Origin of the sequence: Neorhizobium sp. T25_27 (assembly GCF_002968565.1) — a bacterium.
Lineage (GTDB): Bacteria > Pseudomonadota > Alphaproteobacteria > Rhizobiales > Rhizobiaceae > Neorhizobium > Neorhizobium tomejilense.
In genome coordinates this window covers 1-25,298 of sequence record NZ_PVBJ01000012.1, presented here as the reverse complement: position 1 = coordinate 25,298, position 25,298 = coordinate 1, and the positions used below count along the sequence as shown (strand labels likewise).

At 62.6% G+C, this 25,298-nt stretch carries 24 protein-coding genes; 12 read left to right on the top strand and 12 right to left on the bottom strand.

Features of this window, described 5'->3' with window-relative positions:
* Positions 1-68 precede the first annotated feature (68 nt).
* From C5J24_RS26170 to C5J24_RS26160, 3 genes are all read left to right on the top strand, one after another.
* Positions 69-1,682, top strand: a complete 1,614-nt coding sequence (locus C5J24_RS26170; protein WP_105422095.1) for a phosphoenolpyruvate carboxykinase — start codon at positions 69-71, stop codon at positions 1,680-1,682.
* Positions 1,683-1,790: 108 nt separating this feature from the next.
* On the top strand, positions 1,791-2,225 hold the full coding sequence (arfB, locus tag C5J24_RS26165; RefSeq protein ID WP_038547443.1) for an alternative ribosome rescue aminoacyl-tRNA hydrolase ArfB: 435 nt from the start codon (positions 1,791-1,793) through the stop codon (positions 2,223-2,225).
* A 16-nt stretch (positions 2,226-2,241) separates the two neighbouring features.
* Positions 2,242-2,853 carry an alpha-ketoglutarate-dependent dioxygenase AlkB gene (locus C5J24_RS26160; RefSeq protein WP_105422093.1) on the top strand — a complete coding sequence of 204 codons (612 nt, stop codon included), beginning with the start codon at positions 2,242-2,244 and terminating at the stop codon, positions 2,851-2,853.
* A gap of 31 nt (positions 2,854-2,884) precedes the next feature.
* Here the strand turns inward: C5J24_RS26160 and coaA are convergent, their stop codons facing one another.
* Genes coaA through hisB form a run of 7 tightly spaced genes read right to left on the bottom strand, consistent with a single transcriptional unit; the run spans position 2,885 to position 7,546 of the window.
* Positions 2,885-3,880 carry a type I pantothenate kinase gene (gene coaA / locus C5J24_RS26155; protein ID WP_105422091.1) on the bottom strand — a complete coding sequence of 332 codons (996 nt, stop codon included), beginning with the start codon at positions 3,878-3,880 and terminating at the stop codon, positions 2,885-2,887.
* Positions 3,877-4,200 (bottom strand): phosphoribosyl-ATP diphosphatase, encoded by a 324-nt coding sequence (locus C5J24_RS26150; protein WP_105404794.1) that lies wholly within the window; start codon positions 4,198-4,200, stop codon positions 3,877-3,879. The genes coaA and C5J24_RS26150 overlap by 4 nt, the downstream gene beginning before the upstream one ends.
* Before the next feature lie 18 nt (positions 4,201-4,218).
* Positions 4,219-5,007, bottom strand: a complete 789-nt coding sequence (gene hisF, locus C5J24_RS26145; protein WP_105422089.1) for an imidazole glycerol phosphate synthase subunit HisF — start codon at positions 5,005-5,007, stop codon at positions 4,219-4,221.
* Entirely contained in the window at positions 5,004-5,747 is a 744-nt protein-coding gene (gene hisA / locus C5J24_RS26140) for a 1-(5-phosphoribosyl)-5-[(5-phosphoribosylamino)methylideneamino]imidazole-4-carboxamide isomerase (RefSeq protein ID WP_105422087.1), read from the bottom strand. The genes hisF and hisA overlap by 4 nt, the downstream gene beginning before the upstream one ends.
* Positions 5,748-5,776: 29 nt before the next feature.
* Positions 5,777-6,427, bottom strand: a complete 651-nt coding sequence (gene hisH, locus C5J24_RS26135) for an imidazole glycerol phosphate synthase subunit HisH (RefSeq protein ID WP_105422085.1) — start codon at positions 6,425-6,427, stop codon at positions 5,777-5,779.
* Entirely contained in the window at positions 6,427-6,918 is a 492-nt protein-coding gene (locus tag C5J24_RS26130; protein WP_172724151.1) for a DUF2628 domain-containing protein, read from the bottom strand. Before C5J24_RS26130 ends, hisH begins: the two co-directional genes overlap by 1 nt.
* A gap of 19 nt (positions 6,919-6,937) precedes the next feature.
* The gene (hisB, locus tag C5J24_RS26125; RefSeq protein WP_105422291.1) at positions 6,938-7,546 is read right to left on the bottom strand and encodes an imidazoleglycerol-phosphate dehydratase HisB; all 609 of its coding nucleotides are present in this window, start codon (positions 7,544-7,546) and stop codon (positions 6,938-6,940) included.
* Positions 7,547-7,735: 189 nt separating this feature from the next.
* Between hisB and hslV the strand changes: the two genes are divergently transcribed.
* From hslV to C5J24_RS26080, 8 genes are all read left to right on the top strand, one after another.
* Complete coding sequence (hslV, locus tag C5J24_RS26120; RefSeq protein ID WP_105422081.1) at positions 7,736-8,263, top strand: ATP-dependent protease subunit HslV; 528 nt, start codon at positions 7,736-7,738, stop codon at positions 8,261-8,263.
* Positions 8,256-8,774 (top strand): GNAT family N-acetyltransferase, encoded by a 519-nt coding sequence (locus tag C5J24_RS26115; RefSeq protein WP_105422289.1) that lies wholly within the window; start codon positions 8,256-8,258, stop codon positions 8,772-8,774. The genes hslV and C5J24_RS26115 overlap by 8 nt, the downstream gene beginning before the upstream one ends.
* Positions 8,771-10,078: an ATP-dependent protease ATPase subunit HslU gene (hslU, locus tag C5J24_RS26110; protein ID WP_046636667.1), complete on the top strand. Its 1,308-nt coding sequence runs from the start codon at positions 8,771-8,773 to the stop codon at positions 10,076-10,078. The genes C5J24_RS26115 and hslU overlap by 4 nt, the downstream gene beginning before the upstream one ends.
* A 213-nt stretch (positions 10,079-10,291) precedes the next feature.
* Complete coding sequence (locus tag C5J24_RS26100) at positions 10,292-11,227, top strand: DUF1402 family protein (protein WP_105422077.1); 936 nt, start codon at positions 10,292-10,294, stop codon at positions 11,225-11,227.
* 44 nt (positions 11,228-11,271) lie between these two features.
* On the top strand, positions 11,272-12,690 hold the full coding sequence (locus C5J24_RS26095) for a cytochrome P450 (protein ID WP_105422076.1): 1,419 nt from the start codon (positions 11,272-11,274) through the stop codon (positions 12,688-12,690).
* A gap of 53 nt (positions 12,691-12,743) precedes the next feature.
* Positions 12,744-14,771, top strand: coding sequence for a hydantoinase/oxoprolinase N-terminal domain-containing protein (locus tag C5J24_RS26090; protein WP_105422074.1), 2,028 nt, complete (start codon positions 12,744-12,746; stop codon positions 14,769-14,771).
* Positions 14,772-14,872: 101 nt separating this feature from the next.
* Complete coding sequence (locus tag C5J24_RS26085; protein WP_105422287.1) at positions 14,873-15,793, top strand: LysR family transcriptional regulator; 921 nt, start codon at positions 14,873-14,875, stop codon at positions 15,791-15,793.
* Positions 15,794-15,905: 112 nt separating this feature from the next.
* Entirely contained in the window at positions 15,906-18,077 is a 2,172-nt protein-coding gene (locus tag C5J24_RS26080) for a malate synthase G (protein ID WP_105422072.1), read from the top strand.
* 84 nt (positions 18,078-18,161) lie between these two features.
* Here C5J24_RS26080 and C5J24_RS26075 read toward each other — a convergent pair whose 3' ends face one another.
* Entirely contained in the window at positions 18,162-18,833 is a 672-nt protein-coding gene (locus C5J24_RS26075; RefSeq protein ID WP_105422070.1) for a L,D-transpeptidase, read from the bottom strand.
* Positions 18,834-19,012: 179 nt separating this feature from the next.
* Between C5J24_RS26075 and C5J24_RS26070 the strand changes: the two genes are divergently transcribed.
* Positions 19,013-19,516 carry an MmcB family DNA repair protein gene (locus tag C5J24_RS26070; protein WP_105422068.1) on the top strand — a complete coding sequence of 168 codons (504 nt, stop codon included), beginning with the start codon at positions 19,013-19,015 and terminating at the stop codon, positions 19,514-19,516.
* On the opposite strand, the gene C5J24_RS26065 is transcribed toward C5J24_RS26070, so the two are convergent.
* The 4 genes from C5J24_RS26065 to C5J24_RS26050 form a co-directional block, all read right to left on the bottom strand.
* On the bottom strand, positions 19,517-20,092 hold the full coding sequence (locus tag C5J24_RS26065) for an ActR/PrrA/RegA family redox response regulator transcription factor (RefSeq protein ID WP_046607960.1): 576 nt from the start codon (positions 20,090-20,092) through the stop codon (positions 19,517-19,519). It abuts the gene before it with no gap.
* Positions 20,093-20,157: 65 nt separating this feature from the next.
* Complete coding sequence (locus C5J24_RS26060) at positions 20,158-21,474, bottom strand: ActS/PrrB/RegB family redox-sensitive histidine kinase (RefSeq protein ID WP_245446787.1); 1,317 nt, start codon at positions 21,472-21,474, stop codon at positions 20,158-20,160.
* Positions 21,475-21,560: 86 nt separating this feature from the next.
* Positions 21,561-24,047: an ATP-dependent helicase HrpB gene (gene hrpB, locus C5J24_RS26055; RefSeq protein WP_105422065.1), complete on the bottom strand. Its 2,487-nt coding sequence runs from the start codon at positions 24,045-24,047 to the stop codon at positions 21,561-21,563.
* Positions 24,047-25,000, bottom strand: a complete 954-nt coding sequence (locus C5J24_RS26050; RefSeq protein ID WP_105422063.1) for an ornithine cyclodeaminase family protein — start codon at positions 24,998-25,000, stop codon at positions 24,047-24,049. The genes hrpB and C5J24_RS26050 overlap by 1 nt, the downstream gene beginning before the upstream one ends.
* Between the last annotated feature and the right edge of the window lie 298 nt (positions 25,001-25,298).

Below are 25,298 nucleotides of genomic sequence, written 5' to 3'. Positions count from 1 at the left end.
TCTTGCCCTTTTAGAAATCTGTCATTAATTTCGCGTCAGTCCCCACGGCAAGCTGAAGGAGTGCGCGCATGGAGGAGTTTGGACTTCACAACCCGTCCAAGGGTTTAGCGGCGATCGGTCTCGGCGGTGTATCGCGTGTTTATTACAATTCGTCCGAGGTTGAACTTTACGAAGAAGCAATCCGCCGCGGTGAAGCCGATCTGACGATCGACGGCGCCCTCCGCGCCGTTACCGGCCAGCACACCGGCCGCTCGCCCAAGGACAAGTTCATCGTCCGCGATGCCGGCACCGAGAAGCGTGTCTGGTGGGGCAGCGACAACAAGCCCATGAAGCCTGAACACTTCGAAGTCCTGAAGCAGGACATGCTCGCCCATGCGGCCGGCAAGACGCTGTTCGTCCAGGATTTGGTCGGCGGCGCCGATGCCGAATATGCGCTTCCGACCCGCGTCGTCAGCGAATTCGCCTGGCACGCCCTCTTCATCCGCAATCTTCTGATCCGTCCGGATCGTGCCACGCTCGAAAGCTTCGAAGAAAAGCTGACGATCATCAACCTGCCGAGCTTCAAGGCGGATCCCGCCCGCCACGGCTGCCGCACCGAGACCGTGATCGCCTGCGATTTCACCAATGGCCTCATCCTGGTCGGCGGCACCTCCTATGCCGGCGAAAACAAGAAGTCGGTCTTCTCCGTGCTCAACTACTTCCTGCCAGAACAAGGCGTTATGCCGATGCACTGCTCGGCCAATGTCGGCCCGGACGGCGATACCGCGGTGTTCTTCGGCCTGTCCGGCACCGGCAAGACCACGCTGTCGGCCGATCCGAACCGCACGCTCATCGGCGACGACGAGCATGGCTGGGGTGAAAACGGCGTCTTCAATTTCGAAGGCGGCTGCTATGCCAAGGCCATCAATCTTTCGGCCGAAGCCGAGCCGGAAATCTATGCGGCGACCCGCCGTTTCGGCACGGTGATCGAAAACGTCGTGCTCGACGGGAACCGGGTTCCGGATTTCAACGACGATTCGCTGACCGAGAACACCCGCAGTGCCTATCCGCTGCATTTCATCCCGAATGCATCGAAGACCGGCATGGCACCGCAGCCGAAGTCGATCATCATGCTGACCGCCGATGCCTTCGGCGTCATGCCGCCGATCGCCAAGCTGACGCCGGAACAGGCGATGTACCACTTCCTCTCCGGTTACACCGCCAAGGTCGCCGGCACGGAAAAGGGTGTCACCGAGCCGGAAGCGACGTTCTCGACCTGCTTCGGCGGTCCGTTCATGCCGCGTCACCCGGCCGAATACGGCAACCTGCTCAAGGAACTGATCGCCCGCCACGGGGTCGATTGCTGGCTCGTCAACACCGGCTGGACCGGCGGCGCTTACGGCGTTGGTCGTCGTATGCCGATCAAGGCGACCCGCGCCCTTTTGAGCGCTGCGCTCGATGGCAGCCTCAAGAATGTGGAGTTCCGGACCGACCCGAATTTCGGTTTCGCGGTGCCGGTCGCCGTTGACGGCGTCGACAATGCGATCCTCGATCCTCGCTCGACTTGGGCGGATGGTGCGGCGTTCGACGCCTATGCCAAGAAGCTCGTCTCGATGTTCATCCAGAACTTCGGACAGTACGAAGACCACGTCGACAGCAAGGTGAGAAGCGCCGCTCCGGTCATGCTTGCCGCCGCCGAATAATCTTCTGCGTCTCAGGGATTCACGTGAAACCGCCGGCCTTTGCGCCGGCGGTTTTCTTTTTGCCGGCTTTGTGGGAAACATGCCTCCAGAAACAGGCATTTAGAGACCATGGCCAGCAATCCCCTCGTCATCAACAACCGCATCACCATCGCCGGATGGGAACTGACGGAACAATTCGTGCTGGCGGGCGGGCCGGGCGGCCAGAACGTCAACAAGGTCTCGACGGCGGTCCAGCTTTTCTACGACATCGTGAATACGCCGTCTTTGCCGGAGCGGGTGAAGGAAAACGCCATCAAGCTCGCCGGAAAACGGGTGTCGAAGGACGGCGTGCTGATGATAGAGGCGAACCGGTTCCGCAGTCAGGAGCGCAACCGGGAAGACGCACGCGAGCGGCTGAAGGAGCTGATCCTCAAGGCGGCCGAACCACCGCCGCCGCCGCGCAAGAAAACCAAGCCGACCAAGGGTTCGGTGGAGCGTCGGTTGAAGGAAAAATCCGGCCGCTCGGACGTCAAGAAGATGCGCGGCCGGCCAAGCGGCGACTAACAGCGGAGACTGATCTTTGGCGACGCTTGCGAATGGCATCAGGCACCTTCCCGACTATCTGGATCGACCGGCACAGGAGCATCTGGTCGAACTGATACGAGAGGTCGTGGCCGAGGCGCCGCTCTACACGCCCGAAATGCCCGGCACCGGCAAACCCATGTCGGTGCGCATGACCAATTGCGGCCCGCTCGGCTGGGTGACCGACAAGCAACAGGGATATCGGTACCAGTCCTTTCACCCGGCGACGAAAAAGCCGTGGCCCGCGATGCCGGAGGAACTGCTCGATCTCTGGGAAAAGCTCGGCGGCTATCCGAAACCGCCAGAAGCCTGCCTCATCAATTTCTATTCCAACGATGCCAAGATGGGCCTGCATCAGGACCGGGACGAGAACGATCTGGCCGCCCCCGTTCTTTCCGTCTCGCTGGGCAACAGCTGCCTGTTCCGGGTTGGTGGCCGCAACCGGAAGGACCCGACCGGCTCTTTCCGGTTGGCGAGTGGAGATGTCGTTGTGCTGGGCGGAGAGGGGCGTCTCGCCTTCCACGGCGTCGACCGCATTTATCCGGGCACATCGACGCTGCTGAAGAACGGCGGACGCATCAACCTGACGCTCCGCCGCGTGAACAGCTGACGATTTAATTCAATAGCCGGCGATCGATCGCCTACAGTTTCCGCAGTTCGACCGTTTCGACCAAGTGATTGCGGCCCTTGCGCAGGATGAGGTCCGCCCGGGGCCTGGTCGGCAGAATGTTCTGGCGCAGGTTCTTCAGGTTGATGTTTTCCCACAATCCTTCGGCAACGGCGCGGGCCGCGTCCGCATCGATTGCCGCGTATTTCTTGAAGAACGAGGTCGGATCGCGGAAGGCGGTCTGGCGCAGCTTCATGAAGCGCTGGACGTACCAGTTGTGGATCTGCTCTTCGTCGGCATCGATATAGATCGAGAAATCGAAGAAGTCCGAGACGATCGGCACGATCTTGCCGTCGGCCGGCAGCGCCCGTGACTGGAGGACGTTGATGCCTTCGAAGATCAGGATGTCCGGCCGGTCGACCAGCGTGTATTCGTCCGGCAGAACGTCGTAGGTGAGATGCGAGTAACGCGGCGCCTTGACGTTCGGCTCGCCGGCCTTGATCGCCGACAGGAACCGCAAGATGGTGCCGATATCGTAGCTTTCCGGAAACCCCTTGCGCTCCATCAGGTTTTCCCGGCTCAGCACGGCGTTCGGGTAGAGGAAACCGTCGGTGGTGATGAGATCCACTTTCGGGCTCGACGGCCAGCGGGCGAGCAGTTCCTTCAGGATACGTGCGGTGGTGGATTTGCCGACCGCGACCGACCCGGCAATGCCGATGATGAAGGGCGTCTTGGTGATGTCGGAAAGGCTCAGGAAACGGTTTCGCTGCTGGAAGAGGCGTTGCGTCGCCTCCACATGCGTCGACAGCAGGCGCGACAGCGAGAGATAGATGCGCCTGACTTCATCGAGGTCGATCGGGTCGTCCAGCGAACGCAGCCTCTGCACCTCGTCTGCGGTGAGCGTCAGGGGCGTGTCTGCGCGGAACTTCGCCCATTCCTCCGCACTGAAGTGGTGATAGGGCGAATAATATTCCGCATTCGAGCCGGTCTCGAGCTCCGGCGCCTCGGCGGGCTGGGAAACGATGTTCATGATGTCGGCCGGCTTGCCTTTTCTTGAAGGCCGGACTGGCCGGTCCTTCGCTGGAGTTCGTCGAGCACATCCTGCAACGGTACCGCCGCAATATTCAAGACGACTAAAAGATGATAGAGGAGATCGGCGCTTTCCGCCGTCAGATTTTTGCCGTCGTGCTTGATCGCGGCGATCACCGTTTCGACGGCTTCTTCGCCGAGCTTCTTTGCGGCCTTCTCCTGGCCGGCAGCGACCAGTTTTGCCGTCCAGGACTCCTCCGGCGATGCCTTGGCCCGCTCGGCGACGATCCGCTCGAGGTCGATCAGGGAAAATTCACTCATAACATTCTCTCCGACCGCTCAATCGAGCCGCATGGCAATGCCGTGCTCTGCCATATAGTGCTTTGCCTGACCGACCGTATAGGTCCCGAAGTGGAAAATCGATGCGGCCAGCACCGCCGTCGCGTGGCCCTGCTTGATGCCGGCGACCATGTCGTCCAGGCTTCCGACCCCGCCCGACGCGATGACCGGTGCCCTGACGCTGTCGGCGATCATCCGCGTCAGCTCCAGATCGTAGCCGCTCCTGGTACCGTCCCGGTCCATGGAGGTGACGAGCAGCTCGCCGGCGCCGCGCTCGACCATCTTGACGGCGAACTCGACGGCATCGATGCCGGTCGCGTTGCGGCCGCCATGCGTATAGATCTCCCAGGCACTCAAATTGTCGCCACCGACGGCTTGGGAACGCCGCCGCTTGGCGTCGATCGACACGACGATGCACTGGTTGCCGAACTTGTCGGCGGCCTCAGCCACGAAGTCCGGATTGTTGACCGCCGCCGAGTTGATCGCGACCTTGTCGGCGCCGGCCAGCAGCAGCTTGCGGATATCGCCGACGGCACGCACGCCGCCGCCGACGGTGAGCGGCATGAAGCAATGGTCGGCCGTGCGGGCGACGACGTCGAAGATCGTCTCGCGATTGTCGGAGGAGGCGGTGATGTCGAGGAAGCAGAGTTCGTCGGCACCGGCGGCGTCATAAGCTTTTGCAGCCTCTACGGGATCGCCGGCATCGATGAGGTCGACGAAGTTGACGCCTTTCACGACGCGGCCGTCCTTGACGTCCAGGCAGGGGATGACGCGGGCTTTGAGGGTCATGCGGCACGTCCTTGTCTGGAGCGGATCAGGGCCAGCGCTTTGTGGGGATCGATGCGGCCGTCATACAGCGCCCGGCCGGAAATTGCGCCTTCGAGCCGGGCCGCATCCGGCTCCAGCATGCGGCTGATATCGTCGAGCGAGGCAAGTCCTCCCGATGCGATGACCGGAATGGAAACGGCATCTGCGAGTTCCAGTGTCGATGCCCAGTTGATGCCGGCCAGAATGCCGTCGCGGTCGATGTCGGTATAGATGATCGCCGAAACGCCGGCGCCTTCGAATTTTTTCGCCAGTTCAATGACGCCGAGCTCTGATGCTTCCGCCCAGCCTTCGACCGCGACCTTGCCACCCTTGGCGTCGATGCCGACGGCGACCTTGCCGGGAAACTGCTTGCAGGCCTCGATGACCAGCGCTGGATCGCGGACGGCGACGGTGCCGAGGATGACGCGCGTCAGCCCGCGCGCCAGCCAGTTTTCGATATGGTCGAGCGTGCGGATGCCGCCGCCGAGCTGCACGGGGTTCTTCGTGGCCTTCAGGATCGCATCGACGGCCGCACCATTGACGCTTTCACCCGCGAAGGCGCCGTTCAGGTCGACCACGTGCAGCCACTCAAAACCCTGGTCCTCGAAGGTCTTGGCCTGGGCTGCCGGGTCGGGATTGTAGACGGTGGCCTGGTCCATGTCGCCGAGCTTGAGGCGCACGCACTGGCCGTCCTTCAGGTCGATTGCAGGAAAGAGGATCATGTCTTCGGTCCTTGAGAATTCGCGCGAGCTCAGGGCTTCCAGCGCAGGAAATTGGAGATGAGGGCAAGCCCTAGTGTCTGGCTTTTCTCAGGGTGAAACTGAGAACCCGCCACATTGTCGCGGCCGACGAACGCGGTCATCGAACCGCCGTACTCGGTGGTTGCGATCACGTCGCTGCGGTGCTTGGCCGCCAGATGGTAGGAATGCACGAAATAGGCGTGCAGGCCGTCCGACCCGGTCGGGATGCCATCGAACAGCGGGTGGGAGTGATGGATATCGAGCGTGTTCCAGCCGATCTGCGGGATCTTAAGGTTGGGATCGCTCGGGGTCATCTCGACGACGTCGCCCTCGATCCAGCCGAATCCGTCTGTGGTCGTCTTTTCAAGCCCCCGCGACGACATCAGCTGCATGCCGACGCAGATGCCGAGGAAAGGGCGGCCCTTGTGCTCGACGACGTCGAGGATGGCCTCCCGCATGCCCGGCACGGCGGCGAGGCCGGCGCTGCAGTCCGCATAGGCGCCGACGCCCGGCAACACGATACGGTCGGCGGTGGCGACGGCCTCGGCCTTGTCGGTCAGGTCGATAACCGCGTCGATGCCGGCTTCCCGGGCGGCCCGCTCAAAAGCCTTGGTCGCGGAACGCAAATTGCCGGACCCGTAGTCGATGATTGCGACGCGCATCAGCGTCCTCCATGTTCGAAAAGGCCCATGTGCGGGGCCTGCCATCCGGCGGCGGGCGGCTTTGCCTGTTTTGCCCACTCGGCCGAGATCGGCATTGGTTGTTGTTCCGGCTGCGGCAGGCCAGAGAAATAGATCTCCTCGGCCGTGCGCAGATCGTGGGCGGAGATCACCGTTTCCAGCGTCCAGCCGCGACGGATCAGCGTTTCGGAGCGATAATGTCGGCCCTCGAGTGCCGTGACCAGGCTGGTGGCGAAACCAAGCAGCAGGCCGGCGGTCCAGAAACCAGGAACCTGCATCAGGATGCCGCCGCCGATCTGGACCAGCAGCACCACGATCCCGGCAATCCATAGCCCATGCCAGAACAGCCAGATCCACGGAAACAACAGCGCCAGCCCGGAAAACCCGTCCCGCAATACGAGGGTCGACTGGAAATCCCTGTCGGGTCCGCGTCGAGGGTCATTGGGCGGTGTCAGAACGAGATAGCTTCTCAAGGATTGTCTCCTCAAGCAGTCAGACCAGCATTCCCTTGGTCGAAGGAACGCGATTGGCCTGCCGCGGGTCGATTTCAATGGCGGCGCGAAGTGCCCGTGCCACGGCTTTGAAGCAGGTCTCGGCGATATGATGGTTGTTGGCGCCGTAATGGTTCAGGACATGCAGCGTGATGCCCGCATTCTGGGCAAGCGCCTGAAAAAATTCCCGCACCAGTTCCGTATCGAACGTGCCGATCTTCGGCGCGCTGAAGGCGACGTTCCAGACCAGGAACGGCCGGCCGGAAACGTCGATGGCCGCCTTGGTCATCGTTTCGTCCATGGCAAGGTCGAGTGAGGCGTAGCGGGTGATTCCGCGACGGTCGCCGAGCGCCTTGGAGATTGCCTGGCCGATCGCGATACCGGTGTCTTCCACGGTATGGTGGTCGTCGATATGCAGGTCGCCGGTAACCTCGATGTCCATGTCGATCAGCGAATGTCGCGAGAGCTGGTCCAGCATATGGTCGAAAAAGCCGACGCCCGTGGAAATCCTGGCCGCGCCGGCGCCGTCGAGATTGACGGAAACGGAAACGGAGGTTTCGTTGGTCTTGCGGACGATGTTGCCCACGCGTGCGGTAGTCGTCTCACCCATCTGGGTCTGCTCCATGCGATCGATCTGCGCTCCTTATCAGGCACTACGTCAAATATCCAGCAAAAGCAGGGCAGTGGCGGCGGCATCGCGTCATGAGATTGCATTCGCCCTGGACCGTCTTACATAAATGTCCAACGGGGCCGGAATGCTCTGAAACCAATGCCCGCAGGACGGGCCAACAGGTGGCTTATGACAACCATTATTACTGTTCGGAAAGGCGGCAAGGTCATCATGGCCGGTGACGGCCAGGTGAGCCTTGGCCAGACCGTGATGAAGGGCAATGCCCGCAAGGTGCGCCGCATCGGCAAGGGCGAAGTGATCGCCGGTTTCGCCGGCGCGACCGCCGATGCCTTCACGCTGCTCGACCGGCTTGAAAAGAAGCTCGAACAATATCCGGGCCAGCTCATGCGCGCCGCCGTCGAGCTCGCCAAGGACTGGCGTACGGACAAGTACCTGCGCAATCTCGAAGCGATGATGCTGGTCGCCGACAAATCGACGACGCTGGCGATTACCGGCAATGGCGACGTCCTGGAGCCAGAGCACGGAACGATCGCGATCGGGTCGGGCGGCAACTATGCCTATGCCGCTGCCCGCGCCATGATGGATACGGACAAGTCGGCCGAAGAGATCGCCAGGAAAGCGCTCGATATCGCCGCCGATATCTGCGTCTATACCAACCACAACCTGGTCATCGAAACGCTGGATGCCGATGACTGACGGCGCGCCCCGCTATTCGTTCCGTGATGTCGCGGCAGAGGATTTTCCTCTGCTCGCGCAGTGGCTCGCCGAGCCGCATATCGCGAAATGGTGGGGGAATGTCGACGAGGAACTGGCCAGCATCGAATATTCGATGACGAGCGTCGAGACCCGGCCGATGATCGCGGAACTGGACGGCAGGCCGATCGCCTATCTCCAGTATTACGACCCGCATCTCGAAGAGGATCATCCCTATCAGGATCAGCCGAAGGGCACGCTTGGCATCGACATCTCGATCGGCAATGCTGAGCTTGTCGGCATCGGCCATGGCAGCGCGATCATCCGCCAGCTGACCTCTGAACTTTTCGAAAGCGGCGCGAAAAGGATCGTCATCGATCCGGATCCGGAGAACGCCCAGGCGATCCGCGCCTATGAAAAGGCCGGCTTCCGCTATGTCGACACCAGGACGTCCATTTACGGTCCGGCCCATTTCATGGCGCTGGATGCACCAGAAGAAACGGATTTGACATGAGTAACTTTTCACCCCGGGAAATCGTCTCCGAGCTGGATCGGCACATCATCGGCCAGCACGACGCCAAGCGCGCGGTGGCGATCGCGCTGCGCAACCGCTGGCGCCGTCACCAGCTCGACGAGAGCCTGCGCGACGAAGTGATGCCCAAGAACATCCTGATGATCGGCCCGACCGGCGTCGGCAAGACGGAGATCTCGCGTCGCCTGGCGAAGCTCGCCGGCGCGCCCTTCATCAAGGTCGAAGCGACCAAATTCACCGAAGTCGGTTATGTCGGCCGCGATGTCGAGCAGATCATCCGCGATCTCGTCGAGATCGGCATCGGCCTGGTGCGCGACAAGATGCGCGCCGACGTGCAGGCGAAGGCCCATATGAGCGCCGAGGAACGGGTGCTGGACGCGCTGGTCGGCGCGACATCCTCGCCCGCTACCCGCGAAAGCTTCCGCAAGAAGCTGCGCGCCGGCGAGCTCGACGACAAGGAAATCGACATCGAGGTCACTGACACCGGCGCCGGCATGCCCGGCTTCGAGATCCCCGGCATGCCGGGCGCCAACATCGGCGTCTTGAACCTGTCGGAAATGTTCGGCAAGGCGATGGGCGGCCGCACCAAGAAGGTCCGTACCACCGTCAAGAAATCCTATGGCGAGCTGATCCGCGACGAATCCGACAAGCTGATCGACAACGAGGTCATCCAGCGCGAGGCCGTCCGCTCGGTTGAAAACGACGGCATCGTCTTCCTCGACGAGATCGACAAGATCGCCGCTCGCGACGGCGGCATGGGCGCCGGCGTGTCCCGCGAAGGGGTGCAGCGCGACCTGCTGCCGCTGGTCGAAGGCACGACTGTCTCGACCAAATACGGACCGGTGAAGACCGACCACATCCTGTTCATCGCCTCGGGTGCCTTCCACGTGTCCAAGCCTTCCGACCTTCTGCCGGAACTCCAGGGCCGCCTGCCGATCCGGGTCGAGCTGAGGCCGCTCACCAAGGAGGATTTCCGCCGTATCCTGACGGAAACCGAGGCAAGCCTCATCCGCCAGTACAAGGCACTGATGGAAACCGAAGAGCTGACGCTCGATTTTACAGCCGACGCGATCGATGCGCTGGCGGATGTCGCCGTGCATCTCAATTCTTCGGTCGAGAATATCGGTGCTCGCCGGCTGCAGACCGTGATGGAGCGGGTGCTCGACGAAATCTCGTTCAATGCCCCGGATCAGGGCGGCACGGCCGTCACGATCGATGCGGAATACGTCAAGAAGCATGTCGGCGATCTTGCGGCCGACACGGATCTGTCGCGCTACATTCTCTGAGCGGGCAATCGTGGCAGCCGGGCAACGTCCGGCTGCTCATTTGCCGGCACTGACGGGATTTTGAACGCCCGCGTCTCGACACGGTCCTTGCGCCTCGCGTAAGGGAAGCGCGTTTTCATGGAAATATCCGGCGCTTGAGTGAGTCGGTCTGGAATGGCTTTTAGCATTCGGTGCCGGAGATCGGCATAGTCGAAGTCCTGGGACACGCAAATCTTGAAACGCATCCTTCTGGCATTGATCCTTGTCGTCGCCACGTCCGCGGCCTCTTCCGCGTTCGCAGGCGGCCTCACGATGGTTCCCGAAGGAAATCGTCACGCGGAACAGCCGAAGATTCCCGGCGCCTCGGTGCGCCGGACCCGGGCCGGCCGCACAACCTTCGATGACAAATACGAAAAGATCCGCGACCTGCTGGCTTCCGACAAGAAGCTGATCGCCAAGGTCAGGTCGACGGCCGCCGATTACGGTATCGATCCGATCCACATGATCGGCGCGATCGTCGGCGAGCACACCTACAATGTCGATGCCTACGACCGGCTGCAGACCTATTACGTCAAGGCCGCCGCCTATGCGGGCAACAGTTTCCGTTTCGGCTACGGCGACGAGAGCATCCAGCAGTTCCTCGACCGGCCGGAATTCAGCAAATGCGGCGATTTCGCCGATTCCTACAAGCTCTGGACCTGCCGCGAAGGCGTCTGGGACAAGAGCTTTCGCGGCCGTTCGGTCGGCGGCACGTCGTTTCCCGACAACCGCTTCAGTGCGGTCTTCTTCCAGCCGTTCTATGCCGGCCAGACTTTTGGCCTCGGCCAAGTCAATCCGCTGACGGCGCTGATGCTCTCGGACATGGTGGCCAGAACCTCCGGTTATCCGAAGCTCGACGAGAATAAAGCGGCCGCGGTCTATGATGCGATCATGGATCCGGACAAGTCGCTCGCCTATATGGCAGCCAGCATCCGCCGCTCCATCGACGACTACAAGACGATCGCCGGCATGGATATCTCACGCAATCCCGGCATCACCGCGACGCTCTACAATACTGGCGGTTCGACGCAGCGCGCCGCGGCCTTGGCTGCCCGCGGCGGCCTGCCGGAGGAGAATTATTATGGCTGGCTGGTCAACGACAAGCTCGCCGAGTTGAAATCTCTCCTCTGACGGCTGATATTCCCTCCATAGGAAACCCCTGAGGAGGGCTGTCCGTGGACATCCGCCCCGAACCCTTCGTTCCGCCGGCACCTCCGCTTCGAGATCGGTTGCTGAACCCGATCGAGGTCATCTGGACTGCGCTGCGCAATCCGCTGGAGCTCTGGGGCAAGGTTTCCTACACGCTGCCCTGGTTCGAGACGAAGTTCTTCAAGGAACGGACGCTGATCGTCAATCATCCCGGGCTTATCCGGCATGTACTGGTGGACAATGTCAGCAACTACGAGATGTCGGAAATCCGCCAGCTCGTCCTTCGCCCGATCCTCCGGGACGGCCTGCTGACGGCGGAAGGCGAGGTCTGGAAACGCTGCCGCAAGGCAATGGCACCGGTTTTCACGCCAAAGCATTCCCGCGGTTTTGCCGGCCAGATGCTGAGCCAGACCGAGGAGTTCTCAAGGAAATATGACGAGGCCGGCGCCGAGGGCTCGGTCCGGGATATTTCCGTCGACATGACGGAACTGACCTATGCCATCCTCGCCGAAACCCTGTTTTCCGGCGAGATCGCCGGGAACAAGCAGACCGTTGCCGACGATGTCGATCAGCTTCTGCATCGCATGGGCCGGATCGACCCGATGGATATGCTACGTGCGCCGCCGTGGGTGCCACGCGTCACACGCATCGGCGGCAGGCGGATCCTCGACAAGTTCCGGCGCGTGGTCGCAGAAACGATGCTTATGCGGCAGGAGCGGATGCGCAACCATCCGGGCGACGTGCCGCAGGATTTCCTGACCCTGCTGCTTCAGCTTGCCGGTCCGGACGGGCTGACGATGGGCGAGATCGAGGACAATATCCTCACCTTCATCGGCGCGGGGCACGAGACCACGGCACGGGCGCTGGCCTGGACGCTCTATTGCGTCGCGGAATCGCCATCGGTACGGCAGAACATGGAGGAAGAAATCGATCGTGTTCTGGCGACCGGCGCCGATCCAGTGGAATGGCTGGAACTGATGCCCTGGGTGCGGGCGGCGTTCGAGGAGGCATTGCGGCTCTATCCGCCGGCGCCTTCGATCAACCGCGAGGCGATCAGCGACGACAGCTGGACGAGCCCGGAAGGCAAGACGGTCAGGATCGACGCCGGCGTGACCGTGCTGGTCATGCCCTGGACGCTGCACCGCCACGAACTTTATTGGGAAAAGCCGCGGGCCTTCATGCCCGAGCGGTTTCTGCCCGAGAACCGCGGCAAGCTGAACCGGTTCCAGTATCTGCCTTTCGGTGCGGGGCCTCGCACCTGCATCGGCGCCACCTTCGCCCTGCAGGAAGCGGTGATCGCGCTTGCGGTGCTGATGGCTCGCTATCGTTTCGACGTTACGCCCGAAACAAAAGTCTGGCCGGTCCAGAAGCTGACCACCCAGCCGCGCGATGGTCTGCTGATGCGGGTCAGTCCGCGACATCAGAGGTCTCCGCTGGTGAATTGATCTTGGCGGCCTATGCGCTATTGATCCCTAGACCCGATCTTCAGGATTTTCGCGTGGCCTCTTCCTTTCCTCCCGGTCCTCTCCTTCTCGGAATCGATACCGGCGGCACCTATACGGATGCGGTGCTGTTCCGCGATGGCGAAGGCGTTATCGCCAAGGCGAAATCGCTGACGACCCGGCATGATCTGGCGGTCGGCATTGCCGGCGCCGTCGATTCGGTACTGGAAAAGAGCGCGGTTTCCGCTTCGGCTATCGGCCTCGTTTCGCTGTCGACCACGCTTGCCACCAATGCGCTGGTCGAGGGGCAGGGCGGCCGGGCCGCCCTGATCATGATCGGCTTTGCCGCGGAGGATCTGACCCGCGGCGGACTTGCGGAGGCGCTGGGAAATGACCCGGTGATCTTCCTGCCCGGAGGCCATGACGTGCACGGCAACGAAACGCCGCTCGACATGGGGGCTCTGGAGGCGGCCATGCCCGCGCTTGGCGGAACGGTGTCTTCCTTTGCTGTCGCTGGTTATTTCGCTGTCCGGAATCCGGCTCATGAAATCCGGGTGAGGGACCGCATTCGCGCGCTTTCGCATCCGCCCGTCACCTGCAGCCACGAGCTTTCGTCGAAACTCGGCGGTCCCCGCCGTGCGCTGACCACGCTTCTGAACGCCCGGCTGGTGTCGATCATCGACCGGCTGGTCGGCTCCTGCGAGGGCTTTCTGACCGCGCGCGGCATCACGGCGCCGATGATGGTGGTGCGCGGCGATGGTGCGCTGATCTCGGCCGCCGAGGCTCGGCTGAGACCGATCGAGACCATCCTCTCCGGCCCCGCGGCAAGCCTCGTCGGTGCGCATTTTCTCACTGGGCTCGATCAGGCGGTCGTTTCCGATATCGGCGGCACGACCACGGATGTTGCGGTTCTCGATGGGGGGCGGCCGAAGTTGGCGGAAGAAGGCGCCGTCGTCGGCGGTCATCGCACCATGGTGGAGGCCGTGGCGCTGCGCACCTACGGGCTCGGCGGCGATTCCGAAGTCCATATCGACGACCGCGGCCTCGAAGTCCGGCTCACGCTCGGTCCGCGCCGGCTTCTGCCGCTCAGCCTTGCCGCGATGGCGCATGGCGAGATCATCCTGTCGACGCTGGAAAAGCAGCTGCGTGCCAGCCATGCCGGACGGCACGACGGGCGCTTTGCGGTGCGAACCGGCGTGCCGGATATGATGGCCCAAGGCCTGCAGCAGCCGGAACAGGCGCTTTTTGCCCGCATCGGCGTTGCGCCGGTTTCGCTCAACGATCTTCTGACCATGAACTCGCAAAGGGCGGTTCTCGACCGGCTGGTTGCGAGAGGGCTGGTGCATCTCTGCGGCATCACCCCATCCGATGCCCTGCACGTGCTCGGCCGCCAGAACCAATGGCACGGAGAGGCTGCAAGTCTGGGTCTCGAACTTGCCGCCCGGCGCAAGGATGGCGCAGGACGCGGGATCGCTGCTTCCCCGGAAGACTTGGCCGAAAAGATCGTGAGCCGGCTGACGCGCCAGTCGTCCGAGGCCGTGCTCGCGGCCTGCCTTTCCGAAGACGGCGCCGAAGCCATCGATCCCGCGGTCTCTCTTGCCGTGGATCGAGCGCTGAAACGCGTCCCCGGCATCGCCCGGTTCTCCGTCTCGCTGGATCGCCCGCTGATCGGGCTCGGCGCTTCGGCACCCGTCTATTATCCGGCGGTTGCGGATATGCTGGGCGCGCAGTCGGTCATCCCGGCCGATGCCGATGTTGCAAACGCCGTCGGAGCGGTGGTCGGCCAGGTCCGGGCCAGCGTCACCATTGTTGTCACTTCCCCGGAAGAGGGCCGCTTCATCCTCTCTGGAGCAGGCGAGCGGCTCTCAGTCGCTGGCGAAACGCAGGCGGTGGCAACGGCCCGTGACCGTGCAATCACAGCCGCGCTGGAGCAGGCGAATGCGGAGGGCGCCGGGGACGCCGCCGTGACCGTCTCGGAAGAACTGGATGCGCCGGAAATCGAGGGCTCGCGAAAGCTCATCGAGGCGCGGATTACTGCCGTGGCTGTCGGCCGGCCGAGGATAGCCGTTTTCCAGGTGGCTTAGCCGGCCCATGCTCCTCGACGCTGGGTGTGGACCACCTTTAAGCTCTCTTCAAAAGGGCGTAAGTTGGCCGGCATTTATTCCAGCCGGGAAAAATTGCAGTGATCACCAATCTTGCCGATCTGGAAATCTTCGTCAAAGTGGCGGCCACCGGAAACATGTCGGCGGCTGCAAAGAGCCTTGGCATTTCCCCGGCAGTGGTTTCGAAGCGTATCAAGCGGCTTGAGGAGCAGCTAGGGACGCGCCTCCTGCAGCGGACCACCCGCCAGGTCGGGATGACCGACGCCGGCAAGGGTTTTTACGACAGGATCGCCAACGTCCTGACCGGGATCGAGGATGCCGAGCAGTTTGTCTCCGGCCGGTCGACCGAGATCGCGGGCAATTTGCGGATCTCCGCGCCGACTTCATTCGGGCGGATGCATATCGCGCCTCATCTGCCGGCATTCATGCAAGCAAACCCGCATCTGTCGATCGACCTGATGCTGTCGGATGAGTTCACGGATATCATCGCCCAGAGTTTTGACGTGGCGATCCGTATATCCGAGCTGAAAGATTCGAGCCTTGTCGCCCGCAAGCTTGTGCAGGTCCGGCGCATTCTCTGCGCCTCTCCCTCCTACATCGAGCGGCACGGCGCCCCGACAAGCATTGAGGAACTGGCAAACCATCACTGCCTGACGGCCCATAACGGCGAACCCTGGAGGCTGGAAGGCCCCAAGGGCCCGCTGATTTACCGACCGGCTGGAAGGCTGAACACAAATTCGAGCGAAGTCATCCGCGAAGCGGTAATCGCCGGCCTCGGCATCGCGCTAAGATCCACCTGGGACATCGGCAACGAACTCCAGGACGGGCGTCTGGTGAGTGTAATGCCCGGATATGAAGGCTCCAAGAATGTCTCGGTCTCCGCGGTCTATCCCAGCCGGCAGCATCTTCCCTCCAAGGTCCGGGCGTTCATCGAGTATCTGGCGGACCTCTATGGGCCGACGCCTTATTGGGAGCGGCATTCCCCGGAGGCAGGCCGGAAATAGCTGCTATCACCGGGGATTATTTCCGATATGGCATAGGTCATTCAATATTTGTGCAATTGCAATTTCGCTCGCTAACAAAGACAGTCGCGGCATGAAAAATTCGGAGGAACCGATGGCCCGTATCGAAAAAAATGGTCTCGCAATCGACGAGAAGCTCCACGACTTCCTGGTGAAGGAAGCGCTGCCGGGCACCGGTGTCGATGCCGGCCGCTTCTTCTCCGAGTTTTCGAAGATCGTCCACGATCTGGCGCCGAAGAACCGCAAACTTCTCGCCAAGCGCGATGCCTTCCAGGCGAAGCTCGACGGCTGGTACCGCAAGAACGGCGCCCCCAGCGATCTGGCCGTCTATGAGGCCTTCCTGCGCGACATCGGCTATCTGCTGCCGGAAGGGCCGGACTTTACGGTTTCGACCGACAAGGTCGATCCGGAAATCGCCGAAATCGCCGGTCCGCAGCTCGTCGTACCGGTCATGAATGCCCGCTATGCGCTGAATGCCGCCAATGCCCGCTGGGGTTCGCTCTACGATGCACTCTATGGCACGGACGCCATTCCCGAGACGGACGGTGCCGAAAAGGACAAGGGCTACAACCCGGTCCGCGGCGCCAAGGTCATCGCCTGGGCGCGGGATTTTCTCGATCAGTCGGTGCCGCTTTCCGGCGCAAGCTGGACGGACGTCACCTCGTTTGTGGTGACGGGCGGCACGCTCGCGGCGGCAGCCCAGGACGGCAAGACCGCCAATCTAGCCGATCCGGCGCAGTTTGCCGGCTATCTCGGCGAACCCGCCGAGCCGACCCATCTGCTGTTGACGAAGAACGGCCTGCATATCGAGATCCTGATCGACGCCACGACGGCGATCGGCAAGGACGACCCGGCCAAGATTTCCGATGTCTGGCTGGAATCGGCACTGACCGCCATCATGGACTGCGAGGATTCGATCGCCGCGGTCGATGCCGAAGACAAGGTCGTCGTCTACCGCAACTGGCTCGGCCTGATGAACGGCGACCTTAAGGAGGAGGTTGCCAAGGGCGGCAAGTCCTTCATCCGCAAGCTCAACCCGGACACCGCCTTCAAGTCGCCTGCGGGCGGCGAGATCACCGTGAAGCGCCGCTCGCTGATGCTGATCCGCAATGTCGGTCACCTGATGACCAATCCGGCAGTGTTGGATAGCGAGGGCAGGGAGGTTCCGGAAGGCATCATGGACGCCATGGTGACGGCGCTGATCGCCATCAACGATATCGGTCCCAACGGTCGCCGCCAGAACTCGCGGGCTGGGTCCATGTATGTGGTGAAGCCGAAGATGCACGGGCCGGAAGAGGTCGCCTTCGCCTGCGAGATTTTTGCCCGTGTCGAACAGGCGCTCGGTCTTCCCACCAATTCCATGAAAATGGGCATCATGGACGAGGAGCGCCGCACCACCATCAACCTCAAGGCCTGCATCCGCGAGGCGCGCGAGCGGGTCGTGTTCATCAATACCGGTTTCCTCGATCGTACGGGCGACGAAATCCATACCTCGATGGAAGCAGGCCCGATGATCCGCAAGGGCGACATGAAACAGGCCGTCTGGATCGCGGCCTACGAGAACTGGAACGTCGATATCGGCCTCGAATGCGGCCTGTCGGGCCATGCGCAGATCGGCAAGGGCATGTGGGCCATGCCGGACATGATGGCGGCGATGCTGGAACAGAAGATCGCCCATCCGAAGGCCGGCGCCAACACCGCCTGGGTTCCGTCGCCGACAGCGGCCACGCTGCACGCAACCCACTATCACAAGGTCGACGTTGCCGCCGTCCAGTCAGGCCTGAAGAGCCGCAGCCGCGCCAAACTGTCGGATATCCTTTCCGTGCCGGTTGCCGTGCGGCCGAACTGGACTCAGGAGGAAATCCAGCGCGAGCTCGACAATAACGCGCAAGGGATTCTCGGCTACGTCGTCCGCTGGATCGATCAGGGCGTCGGCTGCTCGAAGGTGCCGGACATCAACAATGTCGGCCTGATGGAAGACCGCGCGACGCTGCGCATCTCGGCCCAGCACATGGCGAACTGGCTCTATCACAAGCTCACCAGCGAAGAGCAGATCGTCGAGACGATGAAACGCATGGCCGGCGTCGTCGATGGCCAGAATGCCGACGATCCGCTCTACATCCCGATGGCCAGGGATTTCGAGGGTTCCGTCGCCTTCCAGGCCGCGCTTGATCTGGTGCTCAAGGGCCGCGAACAACCGAATGGTTATACCGAGCCGGTTCTGCATCGCCGCCGGATCGAGCTGAAAGCCAAGCTCGCCGGCTGACCGGAGAGCAGAGAACTGAACAAAGAAAAAGGCCGCCGGAGACATCTCTCGGCGGCCTTTTCGTATTCTCGTCGAATTTCGCGATTACTGGACCACCACGACCTTGGTTTCGCGGCCCGGACGGACGCGGCTGTAAAGGTCGATGACGTCCTGGTTGATCAGGCGGATGCAGCCGGACGAAGCCGCGGTGCCGATCGAGTTCCATTCCGGCGTGCCGTGCAGACGGAAGAGCGTATCCTGGCCCTTTTCGTTGAACAGGTACATGGCGCGGGCGCCGAGCGGGTTGCTGAGACCGGGGCCCATGCCGTCTTCGACGTATTTTGCGACGTCCGGACGACGGCCGGCCATTTCCTTCGGCGGATGCCAGGTCGGCCATTCCTGCTTCCAGGCGACATAGGCCGTGCCCGACCAGGCAAAACCCTGCTTGCCGACGCCGATGCCGTAGCGCATCGCCTTGCCGTTCGGCATGATGTAGTAGAGATGGCGTTCACGCGTGTTGACGACGATCGTGCCCGGCTTTTCGCTGGTCTGATAGCTGACGATCTGACGGACATACTGCTTGGCCACCTTGTTGATCGGGATTGCCGGAAGCGTATAGCCGGCGTCTCTCACCGAACCGTAGGAGTCGGTAAAGATCTGTTCGGTGTAGGAGGCCGTGGCCACCTGGGTGCCGCCGCCGGGAATCGTGGAGGCGCAACCGGCCAAGGCGGCAGTTGCCAACAAGCCGAGTGCGAGCATGCTAGTGCGAAAGCGCATGGAGATCTCTTGGATAAACGAATCGATTTAGACGGGCCTTTGGCCCACCTTTGATGACGGGTTATTTTCGATTAGACTACGCTTGGCAAGCGCTGCAGCGCATCAAAACAGAGCCGGCGCATGATTGAATAAAGCCATGGCGTTTTTGCAACATCATGGAAACGGTTTTTCGGGATTCTATGACTATACTCAACCTTGCCAGTAATAATCCCTTAATAGATGGGCGGCAGTCGGCCCGCGCCATGCTGGTCCGCAAGGGCGTCCAGATTCTGCTCCACGACATGCGGCATGCGATATTGCCGGAACTCGTGCTGTCGAGCGGAAGGCGCGCCGATTTGGTGACCATTTCTGAAAAGGGCGAGATCTGGATCGTCGAGATCAAGACGTCGATCGAGGATTTTCGCGTCGACCGTAAGTGGCCGGAATACCGGTACTTCTGCGACCGCCTGTTTTTCGCGACGCACAAGGACGTGCCTCTCGACATCTTCCCGGAGGATTGCGGCCTTTTCCTCTCGGACGGTTATGGCGGGCATCTGCTACGTGACGCACCGGAACACAGACTGCCGCCCTCCACCCGCAAGGCGATGACGCTGAACTTCTCGCGCGCCGCCGCCCAGCGCCTGATGTTGGCGGAATGGGCGACCGGCAAGACATTCGACGATGCCGGGAACGATGGCGGCTGATTATTTCGGCGCGCGCTTGGCGAGGATGCGCTGCAGCGTACGGCGATGCATGTTGAGCCGGCGCGCCGTCTCGGACACATTGCGCTCGCACATCTCGTAGACCCGCTGGATATGTTCCCAGCGGACGCGATCCGCCGACATCGGGTTTTCCGGCACGTCCGCGCGCTCGCCCGGCCGCTGCGTCAGCGCGCCAAAAATGTCGTCGGCATCGGCGGGCTTGGCGAGATAATCGAGCGCCCCGAGCTTTACCGCGGTCACGGCCGTTGCGATATTGCCGTAGCCGGTCAGCACGATCACCTTGGTGTCCTCGCGGCTCTGACGGATCGCTTCGATCACATCCAGCCCGTTGCCGTCGCCGAGGCGCAAATCCACCACCGCATATTTCGGCGGTCGCGCCTTCGTCTTGGCGATGCCTTCCGCGACGGACTCCGCCGTGTCGACCAGAAAGCCGCGGGTCTCCATCGCCCGGGCCAGCCGGCGCAGGAACGGCCCGTCGTCATCGACGATCAGCAGCGAAGGATCAGGTCCGAGTTCTGGGTCGGCATGAGCCTTGGTCGGTTCCGGGTGTGTTTCCATCTCTTTTTCTCCGCGGGTTTCGAAGGCCCGCTTGCCTTTTCATGATGATCGGCCGGCTGGCCGGCCTATTTCAAGTCCTGCGCGTCCATCACCGAGCGCGGCCATTCGATATGAATGCGGGCACCCGGTTCGCCGCTGTCGCGGTTGCCGAAACGGATCGAGGCTCCGGACCGTTCGAGCAGCGTCTTGGCGATGAAGAGGCCGAGACCAAGCCCACCGGCCCGTTCGTCTTCCTTGGGCCTCTTCGTCATATAGGGTTCACCGATCCGCGAAAGAATATCCGGCGCATAACCCAGGCCGTCGTCCTCGATGGTGATCGCAACCCGCTCGGCGTCGTGCTCCACCGTGACGATCACCTTGCTCTTGGCATAATCGACGGCATTTTCGATCAGGTTGCCGAGCCCATATATAATGCCGGCATTGCGGTTGCCGACCGGTTCGTCGGTTCGGTCGTTCTTCTCCACGAGCTCGATCTCGATGCCGAATTGCCGATGCGGTGCCACCACCTCCTCGACCAGGGAGGAAAGCGGCAACCGGCGCATATGTTCCTCGCTCTCGGCGGAAAGCGAGGTGAGCCGGCGAAGGATGTCGCGACAGCGTTCGCTCTGGCTTCGCAGCAGCAGCACATCCTCGCGGAACCGATCGTCGGGACCGAGCTCGCGCTCCATCTCCTTGGCGACGACGCTGATGGTTGCGAGCGGCGTGCCGAGTTCATGGGCGGCGGCGGCGGCCAGCCCGTCGAGCTGCGAAAGATGCTTTTCCCGCTCCAGGACCAGTTCGGTCGCCGCCAGCGCATCGGCAAGCAGCGTCGCCTCATGGCTGACGCGATATGCATAGAAGGCCGCGAACATCATCATAGAGGCGATCGAACACCAGACTCCGAGCTGCATGACCGGCTGGATTCGGAGCGGCTCGCCTTCGTACCAGGGCACCGCGTAGGGTGAAAAGGCGAGCACCGTGGTGCAGGTCAGCGCAAAAACGATCAGGACAAGCGAATGGCGCAGCGGCTGAGAGGCGAAGGCGATGATGACCGGAACGCAGATCAGCGGTGCAAAGGGGTTGGCAAGCCCACCGGTGATGAACAGCAGCGCCGCCATCTGCAGCAGGTCGAAACCGAGCAACGCCAGCGCCGATTTCGGGCCAAGCCGATGGGTCGGCGGAAACCAGGCCGACAGGGTGAGGTTTGCGACCGCAAGCGCGCCGACCAGGATGCCAGCTTCCTGAAGAGGCAGCGGAAACTGCAGCAGCAGTCCGACGATGACCACGGTGATCGTCTGGCCGGCGACCGCGAGCCAGCGCAGCCGCACCAGCGTCTGAAGCCGGATCCGCCGGCTCGAAGGGCCGAATTGCGCAAACCGCACTGAAGGACTGTCTACGCTCACCGTCTGCTCTTTACCTTGCCCTATATTAAGTGACTTGAGGCAGCCTTCATAAACCGGCTCGACCTCAGGTCGCAGGCGGCATTCTGTCACGTCCCGCGCGGTTTGGCACGTGTCGTCGGCGCAGCCTCGGCCGGGTCTTCCGGCCAGGGATGTTTGGGATAGCGGCCGCGCATTTCGGCCCGCACATCCTTCCAGGAACCTGCCCAGAAGCCGGGCAGGTCCCGCGTCGTCTGGATCGGCCGATGCGCCGGCGAGTTGAGCTCGAGCAGCAGCGGCAGCTTTCCGCCGGCGATCGCCGGATGTTTCTTCAGCCCGAACAGTTCCTGCACCCGGATTGCCAGGACCGGCTCCTCGCCATCGTAACGGATCGGATGCCGCTCGCCCGTAGGCGCCTCGAAATGCGTCGGTGCCAGCTTGTTGAGATTCTGGGATACCTCATGCGGAATGAGCGAACGAAGTCCTTCCGAAAGACTGCCGGGAGCGATGGAATCGATGCCCGATGTACTGCCCTGGAACGGGACGAACCAGTCATCGAGCCGGGCGAGCAGCGCCTCGTCGCTCATATCAGGCCAGGGCTCACCGATCGACCGGTTGAGGAAGCCGATCCGGTCGCGCAATTGCGCACCTTCCTTGGAGAATGGCAGGACCTGAAGCCCCAGTTCCCGCACGCCGTCCGCAAGCGCCTGTGCGGCCCGTTCGCCACTCGGCCGTGGCAGTGGCCTTTCCTCAAAGATGATGGCGCCGAGCCGCGTCACCTTGCGGGCGCGCACCTGCCGGCTCGCCCGGTCGAAGAAACACTCCTCGCTCTCGCGGATCGCGCCGGAAAGCTCAGCCTCGACGTCCGCCCGGCTGATCTCCGCTGCCGCGAGAATGCGAGCCTGCGCCGCCCGCCCTGTCAGATCGGCGATGACAAGCATCTGCGACGCCGCCAGCCGCTCGGTTTCCTGCAGTTCCGCGCCGCGCCCGTTCGCCATCACGAAACGCCCGCGCCCGCCGCGTTGGAGCGCGATCCGGTCCGGATAGGCATGCAGGAGAATACGCCCCGCCAGAACCGGTTCCGTCGATTGCGATCGCTTCGGCAGGTTCGAAAAGATCCGATCCGCGAGCTTGCGGGCCGCATCGGCTCTCTCGCCACGTTCGTTGCGGAACCGCCGCAGCCGTTCGTCGAGATCGATGTCGCTGCCGCCGAGCCCCTGTTCGGTCAGGAGCACGGCAAGCAGGCTCGCCTGCCTGCCGAAACCCTCCTCCGCCGCGGAAATCGCCATGGCTGCAAGCCGCGGCGGAAGCGCCAGTTCCCGCATCAGCCGGCCCTTTTCCGTCAGCCCGCCCTGGGGGTCGAGCGCGCCAAGCTGGGCCAGCAGCACCTTTGCCTCGTTGAAAGCCGGTCCGGGAGGCGGATCGAGAAAGGCAAGCCCCTTCGGATCCTGCACGCCCCAATGGGCAAGATCGAGAACCAGGCCGGAAAGATCGCTTGCGAGAATCTGCGGCGGCGTGAATGCCTGCAGCGCTGCCGTCTGTCCCGGATGCCAGAGGCGCATCGCGATGCCCGGTTCGGTACGGCCGGCACGACCCGCCCGCTGGTCGGCCGAGGCGCGGGAAACACGCACCGTCTCCAGCCGGGTGATCCCGGTCGAGGGTTCGAACACCGGCAGGCGCTGCAGCCCGCTGTCGATGACGATCCTCACACCGTCTATAGTAATGGAGGTTTCGGCGATCGTTGTCGCCAGCACGATCTTGCGCTGCCCGGCGGGCGCCGGCCGGATCGCCAGATCCTGCTCCCTCTGGGAAAGATTGCCATAGAGCGGCACGACCACGGTCTCCGGCCCGAACCGGTTCGCGAGCCGCTCGGCCGTGCGCAGGATTTCCGCCTGGCCTGGCAGGAAAGCCAAGATGGAGCCCGTGTCATTCGCGTGCGCCTCGACGATCGCCCGCGTCATCGCGTCTTCGATCCGTTCGTTCGGGGCGCGGTCGCGATGCTGGATGTCGATCGGAAAAGTCCGGCCTTCGCTCTTGATGACAGGAGGCTCGCCAAGCAGGCCCGCCACCCGCTCCACATCCAGTGTCGCCGACATGACGAGGATCTTCAGATCGTCGCGCAGTGCCGATTGCACATCCAGCGCCAGCGCCAGACCAAAATCCGCGTCGAGCGACCGCTCGTGGAATTCGTCGAAGATGACGGCGGAAACGCCGTTGAGCTCCGGATCGTCGAGGATCATCCGGGCGAATACCCCCTCTGTCACCACTTCGATCCGGGTCTTCGCCGAGACTTTATTGTCGAGGCGCATCCGGTACCCGACCCTCTCGCCGACCTGTTCGCCGAGCAGAGACGCCATACGGGACGCGGCTGCACGCGCCGCCAGCCGCCGCGGCTCGAGCAGGATGATCTTTCCGGTGCACCAGGCCTGGTCGAGCAGCGCGAGCGGCACCAGCGTCGTCTTGCCGGCGCCCGGTGGGGCGGAAAGGACCGCGCGCGTACCTTCGGCCAGCGCCACCATTATATTGCCTAGTACGTCGGTAACGGGAAGCCTTGGCAGGGTCTTGGTGATCGGACCTGCCTCATGCGCTGAGGCCATCAGTGCGAAACCTGTCCGCTGACATGACGATAGGCGAGGATCGCTCCGGCAAGATCCTCGAGCGCTGCGCCCACCGACTTGAAGAGCGTGATCTCGTCCGCGCTTGTGCGGCCGGGATGTTTTCGATGCGCGAGTTCGGCCAGTTCCGCCTTGATCCCCTCCTTCGACAGCGCGCCGCTTGCAAGCGACAGAACGATGTCGCCACCTTCCTTCATGGCGCCGGCACGCGTATCGACGAAAACCGCCGCGCGCCGCACCGCCTCGTCGTCGCTCTCGCGCATGCTCGGCTTGAAGGCGCCGACGAGATCCAGATGCGCGCCCGGCTTCAGCCATTCGCCACGGATCAGCGGCTCGCTCGATAGCGTAGCGCAGGAAATGATGTCCGCCTGTCCGGCCGCGTGGGCCAGATCCTCGACGGCCACCGCGTCGAGCCCGAGCATCCGCGCTTCGTGCGCGGTCTCTTCGGCCTTCTCTATATTGCGCCCCCAGATGCGGAAATGTTTGAGTGGCCGTGTGATCGCATGGGCCTGCATGAGGTTGAGCGAAAGCCGGCCGGTTCCGACCATCAGCATGGTCTCGGCATCTTCCCGCGCGAGATAGCGGGCGGCGAGCGCCGAGGTCGCGGCAGTGCGCCGCGCGGTCAGTTCGCCGCCCTCGACGATCGCCAGCATCTCGCCGGTCTTGCCCGACGAAAGAAGGTAGCTGCCGAAGATGGTCGACAGGGACCGGAGATGATTGTCCGGAAACAGATTGAGGATCTTGACGCCGATATGGTCGCCCGGCACCCAGGCCGGCATCAGCAGCATGACCGCATTTGTCTCACCCGGCACCTCCATCTCATGATGGTGGCGCACCGGCATGACGCAGTCGCTTTTGAACATCGCCTCGATCGCCGCGATGAGTTCCGCAAAGGGGAGTGCATCCCGGGTCTGCACTTCATTCAATACCAGCATGTCATACTCCAGCCGCCAGAAATCGGTTTTACCCTAACAACGCGAAATCGCCGCGTAAAATGGGTTTTTCGGCGCTCCGGAGCTGCCCTTTCGTTAAGCGCTGCTCATTTTATGGCCGTAAATCGCGTGTTTTGGGCAGGTCCCGAGAAAAATGACAGTTTTTTGAAAATGGCTGTTGACTTCAAATGGTGGTGGGATCTATAACCCGCTCACTGAACGAGGGCGGCGGCGCTGCTGGCGACGACGACTTTCGTTCTACAGAAATCACTGATTGATTGGCGCATGCTGGTTGGGACCG